The sequence below is a fragment of the Microcoleus sp. Pol12B3 genome, from assembly GCF_036701355.1.
GTDB lineage: Bacteria > Cyanobacteriota > Cyanobacteriia > Cyanobacteriales > Microcoleaceae > Microcoleus.
In genome coordinates this window covers 50,623-70,465 of record NZ_JAUBQS010000017.1, presented here as the reverse complement: position 1 = coordinate 70,465, position 19,843 = coordinate 50,623, and the positions used below count along the sequence as shown (strand labels likewise).

The window sequence follows — 19,843 nt, the reverse complement described above, 5'->3', positions numbered from 1 at the left end:
CCGATCGCGCGTGAACCCGCCGCTACAATAATTGTGGTTAATTTACCTGACAGGATACAGTATATTCCCGTAGAGCTGCTAAACTTAATCTAGTAAGTAGATCGGCATGAAAAAACAATAATATCTTGTATGGGCGATCGCGAGCCAATATCTATAAAAGCCCGCAGCAAAGCCTTGTCCTCTTCACTAGATCTTCTTGGGGTCCAAAGGGAGTAATAGCGAATCACCTTTAGTCAAAGTCCCATTTATGAGTAGTTCCTCAAGAAAGAAAAAAACCATCTTGTTTTTAGCAGCGAACCCTAAGAACTCTACGGTTTTGCGTTTAGGTGAAGAGGTTAAGGAAATTGCCGATGGGTTGCAACGCTCTAAAAAGCGTGAAAAATTTCAACTTGAGCAACAGTGGGCGGTAACGCCACGAGATATGCAGCGAGCTGTACTTGATTATAAACCAGAGATTGTCCATTTTTCCGGCCATGGTGTGGGAGAGGAGGGTTTAGCTCTAGAGGATGAGACGGGACAGATTAAACTGGTAAATGCAAAAGCTTTAGCACGTTTGTTCGAGCTGTTTATGGATCGGGTAGAATGCGTGGTACTCAACGCCTGCTATTCGGACGTACAAGCGGCTGCGATCGCACATCATATTCCCTATGTTATTGGTATGAAGCAAGCGGTAGGAGATAATGCTGCGAGGGAATTCGCCATAGGATTTTATGATGCGCTGGCAGCCGGAGAATCTATCGAGTTTGCTTATAAGTCAGGTTGCGTCAGCATCACAATGGCCGGCATTCCAGAAGAACTCACGCCGGTTTTAAAGAAGAAGCCAGAAAATTCAGACCAGGAGACAGCAGAACAAGAGATCTTTCCTGCTATTGACAATATACTTGAGGAGTCTTCCTCTGCGTTAGCAAATGCGCGCTCGCTCCCCTCACCACCTGTTCCTCTCCTCAATTTAGATAACCCAGAAGGTTCTGTTAGTTTAGATTCACCCCTATATATCGCTCGTCCTCCCATTGAATCGGAATGCTACCAAACTATTGCCAAACCAGGAGCTTTGATCCGAATTAAATCACCCCGTAAAATGGGTAAAACTTCTTTATTACAGCGCATTTTACACCATTCAAGAGAACAGGGTTATCAAACTGCCTATTTAAACTTTCAATCTGCTGATGGTAATTTTCTTAGTAATCTCGATCATTTGTTGCAATGGTTTTGTGGTGAGATTACCAATGAATTAAATTTAGAAGACCGAGTAATAGACTACTGGAAACAAGGCATGGGTAGCAAACAAAAATGCGGCAACTATTTTCAGCGCTACCTGTTAGCAACAATTACCACACCATTAACTTTAGGATTAGATGAAGTCGATCGAATTTTTCCTTATCCCCAAGTAGCGCAGGAATTCTTTGGTTTACTGCGGGCGTGGCACGAAAAAGGAAAAAACGAACCAGCTTGGAAAAAACTGCGTTTAGTAATTTCCCATTCCAAAGAAGTTTATATTCCCTTGAATATCAACCAGTCGCCTTTTAATGTAGGTTTACCAATTGATTTACCAGAATTTAACTATCAAGAAATTGTTGAGTTAGTACAAAAACATCAACTGAATTGGCCCGATCGCAAAATAGAACAATTGATTGAAATGGTAGATGGGCATCCTTACCTGTTAAGAAAAGCCCTTTATGAAATTGCTCGCGGTTATTTAACCTTAGAGGAATTTTTACAGACTGCGCCTACTGAAGAAGGAATTTACGGCGATCATTTACGCTATCATTTAATTAATCTCACTGCCGATCCAAATTTGGAAGCAGCAATGAAACAAGTAATTGCTAGTTCGGTTCCGGTACGATTAGAAGCCAATCTAGCGTTTAAACTTCGCAGTAGGGGTTTAGTGAAGCTGCTAGGTAATGATGTGATTCCTCTGTCCAATCTCTGCCGCCTTTATTTTAAAGATCGATTGGGAGTTCATTAATGAATGACAAACCTGATTTAGATTACGAATATCAAGTAGGTGGTAGCCTACCTGTAGATGCACCAACTTATGTTAGGAGACAAGCTGACCAAGATTTTTATGACGGATTAAAAGCCGGAGAATTTTGTTACGTTCTCAACTCGCGACAGATGGGTAAATCTAGCTTGCGCGTGCAAACAATGGCTAGATTGCAGCACGAAGGATTTGCCTGTGCTGCCGTTGATATTACAGCAATTGGTACTGCAAATATTACTCCTAAAGAGTGGTATTTTGGAATTATTGACTCGCTAGTTAATAGTTTGGAACTCTACAATAAGTTCGATTCATATGAATGGTGGACGAGTCACGAACTGGTGTCTCCAATCCAACGTTTCAGCAAGTTTATCGGAGAAGAATTGCTGAATTGGATTGAGACAAGTATCGTTATTTTTGTTGATGAGATTGACAGTTTATTGGCTTTGCCATTTAATATTGATGATTTTTTTGCAGTGATTCGTGATTGTTTTAACCAGCGTGCAGACAAGCCTGAATATAACCGTTTAACCTTTGCTTTAATTGGGGTCGCCACGCCTTCCGATTTGATAAGCAATCAGCTTCGCACCCCGTTTAATATTGGTCGTGCCATTGAGTTAACTGGTTTTCAATTAGCAGAAGCACAACCTTTAGCAGTAGGACTAGGAACTCAAGCAGAAAATTCTCAAGCAGTGTTAGAAGCGATATTATCTTGGACTGGTGGGCAGCCATTTTTAACGCAAAAAGTTTGTAAATTACTCCGGCTTTATCAAGATTTAGAGTCTATCGAAAACTCTCCAGATAGGGTAGAGAATTTAGTCAAAAAAAAGGTGATTGAGAATTGGGAAGGACAGGATGAGCCTGAGCATTTAAAGACGATTAGAGACCGCATTTTAAGCAGCAAACAACGTGCAAGTAGGTTGCTGGGAATATATCAGCAAATTCTGCAACAAAATGAGATAGGGGCTGATGATACTGCCGAACAAATGGAACTCCGTTTAACAGGTTTGGTAGTTCAGCAATCTGGTAAACTTAAAGTTTATAACCGAATTTATCAATCTGTTTTTACTGCTGATTGGGTAGAAAAACAATTAGCAAATCTCCGCCCCTACAGCGAAACTTTTAAAGCTTGGCAAGATTCTGATTGCCAAGATGAATCGCGACTGTTGCGGGGTCAGGCATTGCAAGAGGCTCAAACTTGGGCGGCAGGCAAAAGCTTGAGCGATTTAGATTATCATTTTTTAAATGCCAGTCGGGAATTACAACAACGGGAAGTTGAACGAGATTTAGAAGCTCAGAGACAAGCTAATCAAATTTTGACTGAAGCGAATCAGACCCTAACCAAGGCACAGCAAAAGGCACGAAAAATTACAATTGGAACTTCAGTTTTTGCTATAGTGGCTTTGGTTGTGGCAGGTGGGGCAACTTTTTTGGCCGGGAAGCAAGTCACTCAAGCTAATAATTTATCAAATACCATCCAGGAAAGTGCTTTTTCCAATCAATCATTTATTTCTGGACAGACATTTCAAGCACTGCTGGAAGCATTGAAAGCCGGAACAACATTAAAAAAACTAGATGCTTCAGCCGACACGACAAAAGACATCCAAGTACAAGTGATGGGTTCGCTGCAACAAGCAGTTTCCGAAGTAAAAGAGCGCAATAGTTTGGAAGGGTATAGCAGTTCGGTCTTTAGCGTCGCCTTTAGTCGAGATGGCAAGACCTTGGCTTCTGCTAGCGGTGACAACACCATCAAATTGTGGAACCTGCAAACCGAAAAACCCATCGCTACCCTCACTGGACATAGCAATCCGGTTAGTAGCGTCGCCATAAGTCTAGATGGCAAAACATTGGCTTCTGCTAGCGATGACCACACCATCAAACTGTGGAACCCGCAAACCGGAAAACCCATCGCTACCCTCACTGGGCATAGCAATCCGGTTATTAGCGTCGCCATAAGTCCAGATGGCAAAACATTGGCTTCTGGTAGCGCTGACAAGACCATCAAGCTGTGGAACTTGCAAACTCAAAAACCGATCAAAACCCTCACCGAACATAGCAGTACGGTCAATGGCGTCGCCTTTAGTCCAGATGGCTTGACCTTAGCTTCTGCTGGCGCTGACAAGACCATCAAACTCTGGAACTTGCAAACTCAAAAGCCTCTGGCCACCCTCACTGGGCATCGCAGTTTTGTCAACAGCGTCGCCTTTAGTCCCGATGGCTTGACCTTAGCTTCTGCTGGCGCTGACAAGACTATCAAACTCTGGAACCTGCAAACTCAAAAGCCTCTGGCCACCCTCATTGGGCATCGCAGTTTTGTCAACAGCGTCGCATGGAGTCCAGATGGCTTGACCTTAGCTTCTGCTGGCGCTGACAAGACTATCAAACTCTGGAACCTGCAAACCAAAGAAGCCATTGCCACTCTCACCGGGCATAGCAGTTTTGTCAACAGCGTCGCATGGAGTCCCGATCGCAAAACCTTAGCTTCTGGAAGCGGTGACAACACGATCAAACTGTGGAACCTGCAAACCCAAAAAAACATCAAAACCCTGACTAGGTATACCAGTGCGGTCAATAGCGTCGCAATTAGTCCAGATGGCTTGACCTTGGCTGTTGCTAGTGCTGACAAGACCATCAAACTGTGGAACTTGCAAACCAAAGAAGCCATTGCGACCCTCACTGGGCATAGGAGTTTTGTCAATAGCATTGCCTTTAGTCCCGATCGCAACACCTTGGCTTCTGCCAGCGCTGACAAGACTATCAAACTCTGGAACCTGCAAACCAAAGAAGCCATTGCCACTCTCACCGGGCATAGCAGTTTTGTCAATAGCGTCGCATGGAGTCCCGATGGCTTGACCTTGGCTTCTGCTAGCAGTGACAACACCATCAAACTGTGGAACCTGCAAACCCAAAAAAACATCAAAACCCTCACCGGGCATAGCTATTCGGTCAATAGCGTTGCCTTTAGTCCCGATGGCTTGACATTGGCTTCTGTTAGCGATGACAAGACCATCAAACTCTGGAACCTGCAAACTCAACAACCCATCAAAACCCTGACCGGGCATAGCGATCGGGTCAATAGCGTTGCCTTTAGTCCCGATGGCTTGACATTGGCTTCTGCTAGCGCTGACAACACCATCAAACTATGGAACCTGCAAACCCAAAAAGAGATCCCGACCCTCACCGGGCATAGCAATTCGGTTAATAGCGTCGCATGGAGTCCCGATCGCAAGATATTGGCTTCTGCAAGCCATGACAACACCATCAAACTGTGGAACCTGCAAACCCAAAAACCCATCGCCACCCTCACCGGGCATAGCGATGCAGTCAGAAGTCTCGCCTTTAGTCCAGATGGCAAAACCTTGGCTTCTGCAAGCGCCGACAAGACCATCAGACTATGGACTTGGGATTTTGATAAACTGATGGCATTAGGCTGCGAGTCAATAAGTGATTATCTCAGAACACACCCTGAAGTGGCAGAAGAATACAAACCGATCTGTTCTGATTACCTCAACCAAAAGTCAATCAAAAAGGACTAGGCAAAAACAGCCAGCCAGCAAGATGCTCGCACTACATTTTTTTCACCACCACTTCCACCTTTTCCGTCGTCCATTCCTCACTCGCATCAGTCACCACCCTAATATTGCGCTGCGGGTTATCTTCATCCACAACCGCCGCCAATAATTCTCCCAACACAGTAGTAGGATTTTTATCACCAATTCCTGGACGACGTTGGTCTAAGGGTGGCAACTCTAATAACTCAAAATTCGTTGCATCCACCGTCGCAAACACTTTAATAACATCTACCCCTTCCTCATAATTTTCTGGTAATTCCATGTGAAACGTATAGTCTTTGGATGATTCGGGGTCTACAGGTTCACCACCAAGACTTTTAGGGTAGAATTTGACAATACCTAAATCGACCTGGAGCATCAAAGCCGAAATATTTAAAACTTGCTTAGATTCATTGTGAATTCGCAGGGTAATTTTTTCATCGGATTCCAACACCGGCACCTGACCATCAGCATTCAAAACTACCTCTTGTCGTTTGACTGATTTAATCACTTCCACCTTAAGTTTGCCATTCAAAGGAGCAGAATAATCCTCATTATCCAGATCCAAAATAGTCTCATATCTGGCAACATGGATTAAGCGATCGATTAGCTTTTTGGTAGCTTCAGGTTCATCGACTTTGAGCGGAAACAGAAGATTTTTGATACGTTCTTTATTCGCATCCAAAATCCAATATTCTCCTTCAGAATTCAGGGAAACAAAATAATCCACATTCTCATCTTTCTCTGTTTCCGAACAGAATTCTATCCAGCGATGACCTTCAACTTGCTCTTTTTTTGCTTTGAGGATATCTGGGAGCATTTCCACATTGACACCAGAAATTTGCGGTAACGGGTCAGGCAGAATAACCCGAACTTTCCGAATTTGTTTCAACCCTGGACTCAAATAGACAGCAGGGGAACCAATTTCAATCATTCCTTCTGCTAATTTATGATTGATTGTTCTGAAACCAAATAGCTGTGTTACTTCTGCCCAACAGTCGGATGCTCCCAGTTCTACTACTTTAACCGTAGCAATTCGCTGTTCACTATCCTCAAAATCCCTCGTCCCGAATCGAAAAATATCGAATTCTGCCCCTTTTTTAATACCGCTAGCTTCACCCATTTGCAATTGGACTCGGTTTTTGGTAATATCTACTTTCATCACCGGAGAGTTACGGCTAGCAACGACAGATTGAGCGCCCAAAAAAGAGCGATTTGTCTCGCCAATCAACATCGGTGTTTGTCGTGGAAAGTCATTGTGAACTAGATTAGAAATGCGATCGTATAAGTTGTTAACAGGAATCTCTGTCCCGTATTCTCCCAAAGCTTTTAGTAAATAATAAGTTAAAGCGCCGTTGCGTTCCGTCCCTTCAAAAACCTTTTCATAAGCGAATTCCTGATCCCTACAAGCTGCTATTAAGGTATAACCTTTGGGTTCGGGTAACAAACCATTGACAACGGTAATATTGCGGCTATTTTCTGTTGAAGCTTGCCAATTTTGTGCTAATTCCTGAAGCGGTGCAACTAAACTATCAGTTGGTCGGGGAGTGGTGTCAATAAACCCGCCACCACGAATTCGGTCATCTCCGCTGATTTCTCTCGTTGCCCCCCCAGAATGACAGCTATCGAGTACGAGCGTTACAACTAACTCTTTTGCCACCATTTCTTCCAGGAGTTGGGCAAATTCCAAATCTCGCAAATAGCGTGAGTTTGGTTGACCGATATCGCAGGGAACTAAGGCTTCATCTAAACCCATAGAACCCTTGAGGCTTTCAAAAATTGTTTTCGCCCGTCCGCCGTGCCCGGAGTAGTGAATATATACTCGGTCTTGAGGTTGGGCTTTGGCGGTTAGTTCTTTGAATTTGGTGACGATATTTTCATAAGTAGGTAAGAGTTCTGGGGGTTCTTGGGGTTGGTTGGGATTGTCGGAAGCAGTCGCAGTGAGTTTAATAATTTGGTCTGGTGTGAGGTTGAAGGTTTCTTTTAAATAGGTTTCGACGTGGTTGATATCTGGAACGCATCCCCGCAAGTTTTTGTAGTAGTTACCTTCTGGTAAACGATGGGGGAAGTAGAAATTGATACCGATGAGGAGGGCGTAGAAGTTGGGGGTTTGGTTAGTCATGGTTGTTGGGGGGTAAGGGTTTGGGAAAAGTTGGATTTTTGTAGGGGAGTGAAGTAGGGGTTTCTATGCAGTTTTCAATCTAAAATTATCAAAGCTTTTTGCACAAGTCCCGTTCAATTTCACTGGCATCTGCATCATCAGGATTAGGTATGAGGTAATTTTCTATGAAATTACAGCCTTCCTTGAGTAAATAATTAAAATCTAAACGCCACAGTTTCACGGTCTTGTCATCACTGGCAGTTGCCAGCAGCTTGCCATCGGGGCTGAAACTGACACCCCAAACCCAGCTTGTATGCCCGGTGAGGGTTTGAATTTCCTTGCCGGTGTTGGTATCCCACAGTTTCACGGTGTAGTCTTCACTGCCAGTGGCCAGCCGCTTGCCATCGGGGCTAAAACTGACACCCAAAACCGATTTTGTATGCCCGGTGAGGGTTTTAATTTGCTTGCCTGTGGTGGTATCCCACAGTTTCACGGTCTTGTCAAAACTGCCAGTCGCCAGCAGCTTGCCATCGGGGCTGAAACTGACACCCAAAACCGAGTTTGTATGCCCGGTGAGGGTTTTAATTTGCTTGCCGGTGGTGGTATCCCACAGTTTCACGGTCTTGTCAAAACTGCCAGTTGCCAGCCACTTGCCATCGGGGCTGAAACTGACACCCCAAACCGAGTCTGTATGCCCGGTGAGGGTTTTAACTTCCTTGCCGGTGGTGGTATCCCACAGTTTCACGGTCTTGTCCGTACTGCCAGTTGCCAGCCGCTTGCCATCGGGGCTGAAACTGACAGCATTAATCGATTTTGTATGCCCAGTGAGGATTTTAATTTGCTTGCCTGTGGTGGTATCCCACAGTTTCACGGTCTTGTCAAAACTGCCAGTGGCCAGCCGCTTGCCATCGGGGCTGAAACTGACACCCCAAACCGAGTCTGTATGCCGCCCGGTGAGGGTTTTAATTTCCTTGCCTGTGGTGGTATCCCACAGTTTCACGATCTTGTCAGCACTGCCAGTGGCCAGCAGCTTGCCATCGGAGCTGAAACTGACAGTCTGAACCGAGTCTGTATGCCCGATGAGGGTTTTAATTTCCTTGCCTGTGGTGGTATCCCACAGTTTCACGGTGTAGTCTTCACTGCCAGTTGCCAGCCACTTGCCATCGGAACTGAAACTGACACCCTTAAACCAGTTTGTATGCAGGCTGAGGGTTTTAATTTGCTTGCCTGTGGTGGTATCCCACAGTTTCACGGTCTTGTCACGACTGCCAGTTGCCAGCCACTTGCCATCGGGGCTGAAACTGACAGCATTAACTGAGTCTGTATGCCCGATGAGGGTTTTAATTTGCTTGCCGGTGTTGGTATCCCATAGTTTTACGGTGTTGTCATCACTGCCAGTGGCCAGCAGCTTGCCATTGGGGCTGAAACTGACACCCCAAACCGAGCTTGTATGCCCGCTGAGGGTTTTAATTTGCTTGCCGGTGTTGGTATCCCACAGTTTCACGGTCTTGTCACGACTGCCAGTTGCCAGCAGCTTGCCATTGGGGCTGAAACTGACACCCCAAACCGAGCTTGTATGCCCGCTGAGGGTTTTAATTACATTGCCGGTGGTGATATCCCACAGTTTCACGGTGTTGTCCGTACTGGCAGTTGCCAGCAGCTTGCCCTTGGGGCTGAAACTGACAGTATTAACAGAGTCTGTATGCCCGATGAGGGTTGTAATTTCCTTGCCGGTGGTGGTATCCCATAGTTTTACGGTGTTGTCATCACTGCCAGTGGCCAGCAGCTTGCCATTACGGCTGAAACTGACACTATTAACCGATTTTGTATGCCCGCCCAAAGTGTTTGGTACTAACACATTGGAAACTGTCTTTAATAATGACAGTTCTACCTGGTTGCGGGTATAAGCATTTATCAAAGGTGTACGTCGCATTTGCACAACCGCTTTTAAACTTGTTTTGACAGCTTTTGGCCCATCTAAATTTAAAAGCACATCGGAATATTGAGCCAGAGAATTAATTTGATTGATAGCAGCACTCCACCAACCAACACCAGCTAGTCCTGCTAAAGCCAAAGCTATCATCGAAAAGCTACTTAGCCCGATAATTTGCAGTCGCCGTCCGCGTTCCTGTTGCTGTTTCTCCCTATCCCGTTCTTTGGCGCTAACCTGAATAAAATCTCGTTCCTCCTGCGTCATTTCATCGGCACGTTGACGCAACCAATCTTCCGCCACAGTCAACGGCGCACCCCGCAACATTGCCCCAGAGTCATGGTTGTTATTTTTCCACTCGCGTAATGCCACCTTCAGCCGTTCTTGCCAAGTCCGAAACTGACGGTTAGCATTCATCCACTCGCGCAAAGTTCCCCATTCCCGAATCAGCGCTTCATGCACTACCTCTACGGTATCCTCCGGTTCTTGCCGTCCCGTTACCACCAATCTTGCTTGATATCCCGCTAAATAACTCACCAAATTCCAGTTATCTTCCCCTACTTCTGCACGGCTAGCAACACGCCTGGTGTCTTCTGTTCCTTCCCCCGGACGCACTAATTGCACAAAGATACGTTGTGCCTGTTTTTTCTCGGTTTCGCTCAGTTGTTGGTACACTTGTTCGGCATGATTGGCAATGGCTTTTTTCACTCCGCCAATTTCTTCGTAAGCTTGGTGAGTTAACTCTCGGTTTTGCTGCTTTTCCCACAAACGAGTTAGGGCAAATTCTAATAATGGCAAATTACCCGGTTCTGACCCCACATCATCGAGAATGTGTTGGGTTAAGTGTGCCTCTAATTGTACTTCCAACTTTTGGGCAGGTAATTCAATCGCTTGTTGTAATTCCTCCCGTTTCATGGAACTGAGTAACTGGGGTGTAAATTCCTGCAAGGCATCCCGCAACGGACGATAAGAAAGTACATAGCCGTAAAAATCCGCCCGTAAAGTTAAAACCAATGTAAGATTTTCTTTGGCGATCGCCGTTAGCAACTCATCTGCAAAACGTTCCTGTTCTTCCTGCACCTGACAAAGGGTATACAGTTCCTCAAATTGGTCTGCAACTAACAATAACCGTTTACCTTGGTTGCGCTCTAAAATGCGAGATATTACTTGCTGTAAGGTGATTTTACCTTGCAGCATATCACTTGCCAATCCCACCGCTGACCGCAGTTGTTGAGTTTCACCTGCTTCGGGTTCTAATTGCCGCACCAAGGCAAAAGCTAACTGCACAAACGGTTCTTTGCCCGGACGGAAAGATTCAATTAACCAGTTTCCCTCTTTTCGCAATTGGGGAATTAATCCCGCATATACTACAGAAGATTTACCGCTGCCACTTGGCCCAACCACTGCTACCAAATGTTGTTTGTGCGTTACTTCCACTAAGTTACTGACAAATTTTTCCTGTCCAAAAAAGAAGTCTGCATCTTCTTCCCCAAAGGCAGACAATCCTTGGTAAGGATTGGGCGGAATCACATTTTCATCAGCGATTAAAACATCCTCAAGTTCTGAATGAATTAACGGTTTTGTCTTGAAAACAGGTGTTTCCTGCTCTCGGGAACTCATCATCTGCGAACAACCTAACTCGTAGGCTTCTTCCAATTCGTAGCCAGCAGCGATCGCATCATAAAACCCTACAGCAAAGGCAAGGGCTGCTCGATCTCCCACGGCTCGATTCATGCCAATGACATAATTAACATATTGGCTAATTGCCTCGGCCTGTACTTCGGAATAACAAGCATTGAGAATTACACAATCTACACCTTTTTTGGCAAACAATTTAAACATACTGGCGAGGGCGTTTGTCTGCACCAGCGCCATTTTTCCGGTATCGTCTTCTAGGACAATTCCATCTTGACCGGCACCATGTCCGCAAAAGTGGACTATGTTGGGTTGATAATCTAAAATAGCTCGGTAAAAGTCACGGGAACGCACGGCCCATTTTTGTTCTAATTTATACTGATCTCGCTTATTTGCTCGTCGCAATCCTTCATCAATTTCCCGGATCTCTTGCTCCAATCGCAAGGGAGCGGTATTGGTGGGATTGGCTGCCAGAATCAGAATTGTTTTGACTGGGTTGTTGTTAGTCATGAGCTCGGGAATTGCTCGGGTTTTCTGGAGCTTTTACTTCTGTTTGCTTAAGGAGAGTTCTTTTAGTTAAACTGATAAAGGTCTTTGTATTTCTATACGGTTCAGTCTTAGTATACCAAGCTGGCAATAAAATTTTTGCTGCGCGTTAAGTAAGTTTACACTGTCACAGAATGTAAAGCTATTATAACCAGTGGGATTGATTTGCTTGAGTTCTTCAACAAATTTAACTGTGTTTGCTTTATTTCCGGTTCGATAGTAACTTTCTAGCGATTTAAATGTTACATACTTAGCAGCAGTTTGATGGGACGAGCGCACTTTTTTAAAGAATGGTTAAGATTGCCGATGTGTAGCTAGGCATTCGTTAAGCTATATTGACGGGTTTTTACTCATCAGCTTCGCAAGCAAAGGATAATCAGCAATATTCTAGTTAACCATAGTCGGGAGACAAGTAATCATGGCAGAAATTGAAGTTCTTGTAGAAAGTTTGTGGGAACTTGATGAGGATCAGCTAGCAGCACAAATTGGCGATCGCGCTCAAGCCATAGGGGATGATGCGGCTGGACTTGGAACCAGAGGGATAGACCCAGCTTCCCTGGATTCTATTGATGTGAATGTTGCCGCTAGAGCATCGATCGATCCCAGGCTCCAAGAAGCTGGCCAGCGGCTGTTCGATCGCGTAAACCCCTTAGTTTACGACCTGATGTGCAAACCCCTCGGAAACGATCCACAGACTCAGAAAATCCTGGATGAAGCGATCGGCCAGAATTACACTAAAGCTGCTGGGATGTTAACTCCTCTTCTAATCTCTGGACTGGGACTTGCTCCTGCTATTGCTACTCTCCTCGCTACGTTGATTATCAAAAAGATTGCCAATTATAGCGCTACTGCAATTTGTGACAATTGGAAGCAAAACCTGCCCAAACCCACAAGCTGAGCTATAAACGGAACTTCCACCGAAGGCGGAGGAAGTTCTGTTCCAGGTTTGGTGAACTCGATCGCGCTAACACCTCAAGCCATTTGTTCGCGGGTTTTGAGAGCGACTATTCCGTCGGGCTTCAAACCTTTTTTCTGCTGAAATTCCTTGACGGCTGTATCTGTTCCCGGCCCAAATTCACCATCAACCCCAACTACAACGCCAGCCTTTTTCAAGCCTTCCTGAAGCTTGATTACATCTGAGCCTTCCATTCTGGGCATCGCCAAGCGCAACGTTCTGGGCTTGTCATCCCACGGCGCTTTAGCAAACCCTTGAGCAGGCGATCGATTAAGTGCATCCTCGGTTTGGGGGCCAAAGCCGCCATCCTCGCTAATCTTTGCATCCGGGTTGTTCTGATTCCAAAGCTGCTGAAATGCGAGTATTGAGTTACTGCGAAGATCGATCGTCCCGTCGCTTATGTAGTCGAAGTGAGGCGGATCGCCCGGTAATGGCTGCCAGCCATATTGCATCAAATAAGATTCCCAGCCTCTGGCATCTTCAATGTCGAGCGCTAGCCCTGTTTGGTGATTGCTGGTGCCTGGTGGCGCTACAGGATTAGAGTTGTTGAAGCGATCGTTATACAATAACATTTGCTGGGCGATCGTGCGGTAAGCAGAGTTCACCTCCATCGTTTGACCTCGATCTTGAATGGCTCTCTGAAGTGCCTCTTTGGCCGAGGTTTGTACGTAGGGAAAAGCTGCATCCAGCAAGTCTACATTAAGGTCATCAAAACTGACAAAGGCATCTGGCATCATCAGTTGTAATTGATAAATCAACTGTTGAGATAAGCCATTGACCACCGCAGTCGAAGACATGGGGGCATCTTGGAGCAATCCCGGGAAACTGCCTCTAACTTCCAACATATCCCGTTGGACAAATTCTTCACAGGCTTCGATAATTACAGGTTGATTAAATAGGATGTCGCTTGAGTTAGTCATGGTTTTATCCAATCAATTTGAATTGTGTCAGTCCTGGATTCATAAACTCTATCCGTAGGCGATGCACACCGCACCTTACCTCCACAGATATTGTGAAAATTACTTGATTGTGTCAGTCTAATTGGTTACACAATCGATTTTATAGTCCCAATTCTTTGCGTGTGTGGACACCGACAACACCATCCGCCGTTAGCCCTTTTTGCTGTTGAAACTGTCGCACAGCACGATCGGTGTCTTTACCAAAAACGCCATCTGCTGAAACATTTATTCCTGCTGCGATCAGCGCTTCTTGCACTTGACGCACATCCTCACCTTGCATTATTGGCTCCGTAAGTGTGAGAACCCGAACTTCAGGCATTCCTAAAAACAGAGCTTGCTCGGCCAAGCGCCTGCGTGTCAGCCCTGGCCAGGGTTCACCATTGACTTTATTCCACACAGGAAACTGATTGGCTGCTCCTTGATAATCCCCGTTGTTCAATAGGTTCAGAAGAGTTGAACCTCCAAAACCTTCTGTTCCTGGGCCCACGTTGAAACAGAAGCAAACCAGTGCAGAAAACTGGTTGTCATCGATCTCAACTTCAACGGCATCCTCAACATAGGATTCAAACTTTTCTAAATCTTCCCTCAGTAATTCTTCTGCTTGCGTTTGGCTAATAGTCAGTTCTGGATAAACATCATCGCCCGTGTGTCCGTAACCAATTGTCCAAACTCCACCGCCATCATCATAAGCAGTGAGTTCACATCCTTCAAAGGTAGTGAGAAGCTTGAAACCTTCTTGATTGATATGCTTTGAACCTCTGCCTTCTACCACATCAGGAGGTTGTTCGTCTGGAGGATGAATATGATATGTTTTAGCCACACTGAAGCTTAAAGCATCAATTAATGCTTTTACTTGCCCATTAGTCTCCGTGACTTTAATAGCTAGGTCGTCTTTGATTTCGTATACGCGACCATCGCCGAAGAGTTCCAACGATCTTTTTGGCATTTTAGTTTTTCCTTTTTACAAGGTAGGTTCAGTCAAAAGAGGCATCTTGAGTATCCGAACGCAAAAGTTTTGCCTATTTTCCAGATGAGTGAAAAGAGTCTATTAATTAATGATTTCGATCGAAAGTCTTGGCTTGACGGGTAATTTGGTTATTATATAGGTCTGTTCCACAGTAATGTTCGCGATTTGCCAAAACCTTTACAAAAATTCATTCACCTTGACAATCGGCTTTCCCAATCTCTCTGATTCACTACGCGCAGTTTTGGCTCATATTCTGCAGATGTAACTCATCTTATTGCAATAGTCCGGACAGTTTTTAATTCGCAGTCTGAAACCCTGGATTTCCGGGAAAGGAACTCGATATGTAAAGCTATCATCAAAAAAGCGATCGCTTCGTCAGGACTTACGCACAAAGTGCTTTGACTCGCCGCGAATTATAGCGGCTTCAGTCCTCAGATTTTATGAGAACTGAAGTCCGAACGATCGAACCAGTTTTACTGTTCTTAGCTACACAATGTAAGGAGAATCGATCGCCTTTGCCCGATTAATTGCCACCAATGTCTGGTAAATCAAAACCGAAATCTCAGCGCGGGTAATATCCCGCTGCGGCGAAAGCCAATCGCGGGAAGGATAATTAACCACAATCTTCAAGCTAGTTGCTGTGGCGATCGCACTCAAAGCATAATTAGGAATTTGAGAGCGATCGTTGTAAACTTTCAAAGAATCAGGATTGCCGCCCTTCAGTTGCAAACCGTTAACCAAAGACACGATCGCCTCACTCTTAGTCAAATTCTGATTCGGGCCGAACTTCAACCCCGGAAACCCCGCCAAAAACCCGCCCCTATTTGCCCGTTCGATCGCACTTCTCGCCCAAAAAGTAGCAGAAACATCAATAAAGTTTGTAGCCGGCACCCTCGGAATCGGACTAAACGCACTCACCAACAGCGCCGCATATTGAGCACGGTTTAAACTGTCATCAGGCCTAAAAGAACCGTCAGGAAAACCGCTAATTATATTCGCCGCCGCCAAAGCTTCAATAAACTTCTGTGCCCAATGTCCAGAAATATCGCTGAACACCGCACCCCCGATATTCGGATTGCCACCGCCCTTTCTCACCGCAGCTTGCACAGCTTTAAAAGCATTCACTTTCCCGTAACCAAACCAATCGCTGCGGCCGTTGTTAGGATCGTAATTTCCCATGCGATTGCCCAACTGCGGATCGGGATCGGGATCGACAATTTTCTCAGCAGTTTGTTCGAGAATTCCCCGCACTTCCCGCGCCGTCAAACGGGGGTTAGCCGAAAGTATCAACCCTGCAACCCCAGCCACTACTGGAGTGGCGCTGGAAGTACCGCCAAAAGTATCAGTATAGTCCCCCCAGTCGTAGCCCCGATCGCCCACTCGATCGGCAGTAAACACCCCCAAACCGGGCAAATACTGCGTCACCTCCGGCGGCGTGCCGATAAATCCGGTTTCGGGCAACCAAGTTCCCGGCGGCGCGTTGTTGCTGGGGGCGCAAACCGAGATGCTGGTGCCCCAATTGCTGTAAGCTGCTTTTTTGTTGAGGGAAGTGGAAGCGCTGACGGCAATTACGTCTGGGTGAACGGCAAATCCTGCCAGCCATTTAGTTTGACCGCCCAGGACGTTGTTGGGCCAGCCTTTCTCGTTAATAGTACCGTTGACTGGGCGGTTGGCATTGCCCGCCGCGAACAGAATAACGCAGCCTCTGCCGCCCCGCCCTTGGGTTGCTGCTTTGGTGATGACGGCACTCTGCCGCAGGGAAAGGGGATAGTAAACTGCAGCAGGCCCCCAACTGCAAGAAATGACGGCGGCACCTTTTTCGATCGCCCAATTAAATATTTTTTCGACAGAATTGTCATCGAGAAAACCCGTGGTACGGATGGGCATCAGGGCGCATCCGGGGGCGACGCCGACAATGCCTTTGCCGTTTTCTTCAGCAACGGCGACGCCGGCACAACTTGTGCCGTGGTTGTCTGAGTCGGCTACGGGCATCGGGGAAGTGTCGCCCTCTTTGAAATCGATGGGTGAGACGATTTTGCCTTGGCCTTGAAAATCTGGGTGGGTGATGTCAACTGAATCGTCGGCGATCGCAATTACGATCGATCGAACTCCGCGAGTCATGTCCCAAGCTGGTTCGGCATAAATTTGAGCACCGCCGACAAGTTGGTTGCCGCCTTTGTTATTGAGATACCACTGTTTGGGATAAAGCGGATCGCGGGGCGTGTAATGCTGCTGCGTCTCTACTAAAATGTTGGGTTCTGCTACGAGAACTTCTGCATATCTTGTCAAGCGGTTGGCAATTTTGACCGGGTTTTCTGTTGCTTGTTTGGTGACTTCGCAGACGAAGGTGTTGGGAATTCCTTCTACTGGCCGGACTATTTTTAAAGCTGCTGCATTGGCGATCGCCTTTCGCGATTGTTCATCTACTTGTTGTGCGCCAAATTGAATCGTAATTTGGTCGGTTAAATAAAAGAATGTACTCGGATTGTTCGCGGGGCAATAGACGTGGCTGGCAAAAGCTACAGCATCGCTGGCGCGGGCTGTTTGCATTGCTGCTTCTAGGCTAGAGGGTGCAACGAGATATTCTTCGAGATTGCTTTGGCCGATGCGGCGGTTGAGTTTTGCCCCAGTTGTTGCAGCCCAATCGTTTGAGGCTGATGCTGTTGATGAGGGGCGGACTGTAAAGCGATCGTCCGCTTTTGACAGCAGCAATTCGTCGCCGCCGCGCTGCAAAATCACTGCCAGACTTTCTTCGGGAACTCCGATACCTTGATAATTTTGGAGAGTCTCGGAGGTTGGTTTGCTTGGTTGTACCATCAGAAATGTTCCTGTTTGATTTTGATGCAGTTTAACCAAACATATTTATAAACTATTAGGGATGTTTCTACCATGCGGGGTTTGAAGCTGTAACTAACAGCGGTAGCTTTTCCATCAGTCTGCGTCGGACTTAGTTTGTGCGATCGCGTTGCTAGCGGTTTCAACCGCCGAGTCTTTTTCGAGATCAGCAAGTTTTTCAGATAAACACGCTCAAATAAACACGCTAGGATTAACATTAAAAAATTCTCCCAGCGCCTTAGCTTGCGCCTTGCTAATCGCCCGTTTCCCATTAACCACCTCAGAGACTACTCCTTTGGAACCAATCACGCCCACTAAATCGGCTTGTTTGAGTTCGCGAACTTCCATGAAATGCAATAGAACATCCCGGGGAGTCACTTCTGGATCTGGGTAATATTTTGATTCGTATTCTTCGATCAACAGCCCCCAGAGACTCAGTAAAGTTTCTTCTTCTACTGTTAATTCTTCCTTAGACATCAGAAAATCAACTTCTGCGAGGGCAAGATCATTATCTTCTTCGTTCAGGATTGGCTTAGGCTGAGATTTAGCCAGCAGTTGACCGTAAGCTGTTTTTTCAATTGTGATGTTCATTTCTCATTCCTTTGCTTGCTTACTTAGACATGGTTCTCAAGTAGAAGGTGGGTGTTTGTTTCTCGGTATCATGATTTTGACGTGTGGAGTAAATGTTTTGGAGTGATTGAATACATCAGGAAATCTGTAAGGTTTCCCTGATGATTTTAGTGAAATTTAACCTATTTTATGTTTGACTTCATCTTCATCATTCTACTTGATATTGTCATATTCGCTATGGGTTAAAAATTTTTTAAAATATATAATTTTGGCGGTATAGTTGATTTTTACGATTAATCTATACTGATTGCCTTTAATATTAAATATGGTATATCCACAGACTTGATCGACCGATTTGGAATATCCCTGTCGAATCTCTTCTAGTGATTCCCAATCGTTGTCTTTGATGGCCTTGCGCCAGACTGCGATCGCAGCCTTGGCATCGTCGGAGTAGGATTCGATCGCACTCTCCAGATTTTTCTTGGAAATTAGCCTCATTCCAGTACCGTTTTTTACACGACACCTCTATGTTCTCACTATGAGAACATAGTGTCAAGTCTCTACTTGAATTTTTCCTAAAAAGCCTTTTGCCCGATCGCACCCTTTGACATTTCAACAAATTTGGTTTACACTTAGCCGGTTGCGATCGCCAATGGTAAGATCGGCTCAAGCTAAATATTTTTTTAAAGCGCACAGGCGCAAAGTAATTTCATGGTATACTCTGGAACTGTTTGCTGGCTTCGCTCCACTGCCCGGATTACGATCGGGGCGATCGCAGCTTTTACCCTGCTGCAACCGCTCTCAGTTCAAGCACAACAACCTTCTGGGCCAGAGAACCAACAGCAAGTCGAACCCGCCGACGACCCCACAGACCCCAACAATCTTCGCCCTCTGACGCAAGACAGCAGTCTGCTGAGCGTCCAAGGAGGCCAGCGTTTGATGACAGAAGCCAGCAGTGCTATTTCCAATCAGAATTACGCACTGGCTACTCAAAAACTCCAAGAATCCCGCCAAATTTTCAATCAACTGTCCAACTTCTACCAACAACTGGGTAGCAGTTTTGCCGGAATTGACATCCGCTTGGCCGAAAGCCACCGCACCAAAGCTGTAGAAACAGCCCAAATGCGCGACGAAGCTACCTACCGGCTGGCGTTGGTACACCGGGCGCAAAATAAGCCCGAACTGGCTGTGCCCCTGCTGATTCAGATTATTCGATCGCAGCAACCAACTCGCGACTTGGGAAAGAAAGCTTACCAGCAGTTACTGGAATTGGGTTTTGTGGATTCGCCCTTTCCCCGGCCTGCCAGCAGTCAACCGAGCTCATCGAAAAAATAGTTTCACTAAAATCTAAATTACAGCCGTTTATCAGAGAAACCAATGGTTACACCGTCTCAAGTAGCAGAAATGATTAAGGCAGGGTTGCCCGACGCTAAAATACAAGTTGAGGATTTGACCGGTGGCGGTGACCACTACCAGGCGAGAGTCGTCTCTGCAGCCTTTGAAGGAAAAAGCCGAGTACAGCAGCACCAACTGGTCTACGGCGCTCTCAAACAGGCAATGGCTAGTGAAGCCATCCACGCTTTGGGCTTGGAAACCTTAACTCCCGCAGAATGGGAAGCGAAAAGTCAAGTTGCTTAATTGTTGAGCAGCCATTGGGTATCACAAGTTTGTGCTTGTGTCAAGAGTTGCTTGAAATACAACTGCTCCACTTACGCACAAAAACCATAAAAACCCGGTTTTTTTACCGGAATCTATGGTTGTAACGAAAGATTTTCGTAAAAAACGCGGTTTCTGCGTCAGTCAACGTTTAAAACTT

At 45.9% G+C, this 19,843-nt stretch carries 13 protein-coding genes; 5 read left to right on the top strand and 8 right to left on the bottom strand.

Features of this window, described 5'->3' with window-relative positions; genetic code table 11:
* The first annotated feature begins 247 nt into the window (after positions 1-247).
* Positions 248-1,966 (top strand): AAA-like domain-containing protein, encoded by a 1,719-nt coding sequence (locus QUA53_RS11185; protein ID WP_333097115.1) that lies wholly within the window; start codon positions 248-250, stop codon positions 1,964-1,966.
* The gene (locus QUA53_RS11180) at positions 1,966-5,514 is read left to right on the top strand and encodes a WD40 domain-containing protein (protein WP_333097117.1); all 3,549 of its coding nucleotides are present in this window, start codon (positions 1,966-1,968) and stop codon (positions 5,512-5,514) included. The genes QUA53_RS11185 and QUA53_RS11180 overlap by 1 nt, the downstream gene beginning before the upstream one ends.
* Positions 5,515-5,545: 31 nt before the next feature.
* Here the strand turns inward: QUA53_RS11180 and QUA53_RS11175 are convergent, their stop codons facing one another.
* Entirely contained in the window at positions 5,546-7,651 is a 2,106-nt protein-coding gene (locus QUA53_RS11175) for a caspase family protein (protein ID WP_333097118.1), read from the bottom strand.
* 88 nt (positions 7,652-7,739) lie between these two features.
* Positions 7,740-11,705, bottom strand: a complete 3,966-nt coding sequence (locus QUA53_RS11170) for an nSTAND1 domain-containing NTPase (protein ID WP_333248848.1) — start codon at positions 11,703-11,705, stop codon at positions 7,740-7,742.
* Positions 11,706-12,159: 454 nt separating this feature from the next.
* Between QUA53_RS11170 and QUA53_RS11165 the strand changes: the two genes are divergently transcribed.
* The gene (locus QUA53_RS11165) at positions 12,160-12,639 is read left to right on the top strand and encodes a hypothetical protein (RefSeq protein WP_333097120.1); all 480 of its coding nucleotides are present in this window, start codon (positions 12,160-12,162) and stop codon (positions 12,637-12,639) included.
* A gap of 74 nt (positions 12,640-12,713) precedes the next feature.
* Here QUA53_RS11165 and QUA53_RS11160 read toward each other — a convergent pair whose 3' ends face one another.
* From QUA53_RS11160 to QUA53_RS11135, 6 genes are all read right to left on the bottom strand, one after another.
* The gene (locus tag QUA53_RS11160) at positions 12,714-13,616 is read right to left on the bottom strand and encodes a peptidoglycan-binding protein (RefSeq protein ID WP_333097121.1); all 903 of its coding nucleotides are present in this window, start codon (positions 13,614-13,616) and stop codon (positions 12,714-12,716) included.
* A gap of 139 nt (positions 13,617-13,755) precedes the next feature.
* Complete coding sequence (locus QUA53_RS11155; RefSeq protein ID WP_333097123.1) at positions 13,756-14,601, bottom strand: glycoside hydrolase family protein; 846 nt, start codon at positions 14,599-14,601, stop codon at positions 13,756-13,758.
* A gap of 507 nt (positions 14,602-15,108) precedes the next feature.
* Complete coding sequence (locus tag QUA53_RS11150) at positions 15,109-17,439, bottom strand: S8 family serine peptidase (protein ID WP_333097124.1); 2,331 nt, start codon at positions 17,437-17,439, stop codon at positions 15,109-15,111.
* Positions 17,439-17,675, bottom strand: a complete 237-nt coding sequence (locus QUA53_RS11145) for a hypothetical protein (RefSeq protein ID WP_333097125.1) — start codon at positions 17,673-17,675, stop codon at positions 17,439-17,441. Before QUA53_RS11145 ends, QUA53_RS11150 begins: the two co-directional genes overlap by 1 nt.
* Positions 17,650-18,048 carry a helix-turn-helix domain-containing protein gene (locus QUA53_RS11140; RefSeq protein WP_006634032.1) on the bottom strand — a complete coding sequence of 133 codons (399 nt, stop codon included), beginning with the start codon at positions 18,046-18,048 and terminating at the stop codon, positions 17,650-17,652. Before QUA53_RS11140 ends, QUA53_RS11145 begins: the two co-directional genes overlap by 26 nt.
* A gap of 192 nt (positions 18,049-18,240) precedes the next feature.
* Entirely contained in the window at positions 18,241-18,525 is a 285-nt protein-coding gene (locus QUA53_RS11135; RefSeq protein WP_333097127.1) for a type II toxin-antitoxin system HigB family toxin, read from the bottom strand.
* 213 nt (positions 18,526-18,738) lie between these two features.
* Here QUA53_RS11135 and QUA53_RS11130 point away from each other — a divergent pair, with 213 nt between their 5' ends.
* Entirely contained in the window at positions 18,739-19,362 is a 624-nt protein-coding gene (locus QUA53_RS11130) for a hypothetical protein (RefSeq protein WP_333097129.1), read from the top strand.
* Positions 19,363-19,404: 42 nt separating this feature from the next.
* The gene (locus tag QUA53_RS11125) at positions 19,405-19,665 is read left to right on the top strand and encodes a BolA family transcriptional regulator (protein WP_333068825.1); all 261 of its coding nucleotides are present in this window, start codon (positions 19,405-19,407) and stop codon (positions 19,663-19,665) included.
* The last annotated feature ends 178 nt before the right edge of the window (positions 19,666-19,843 follow it).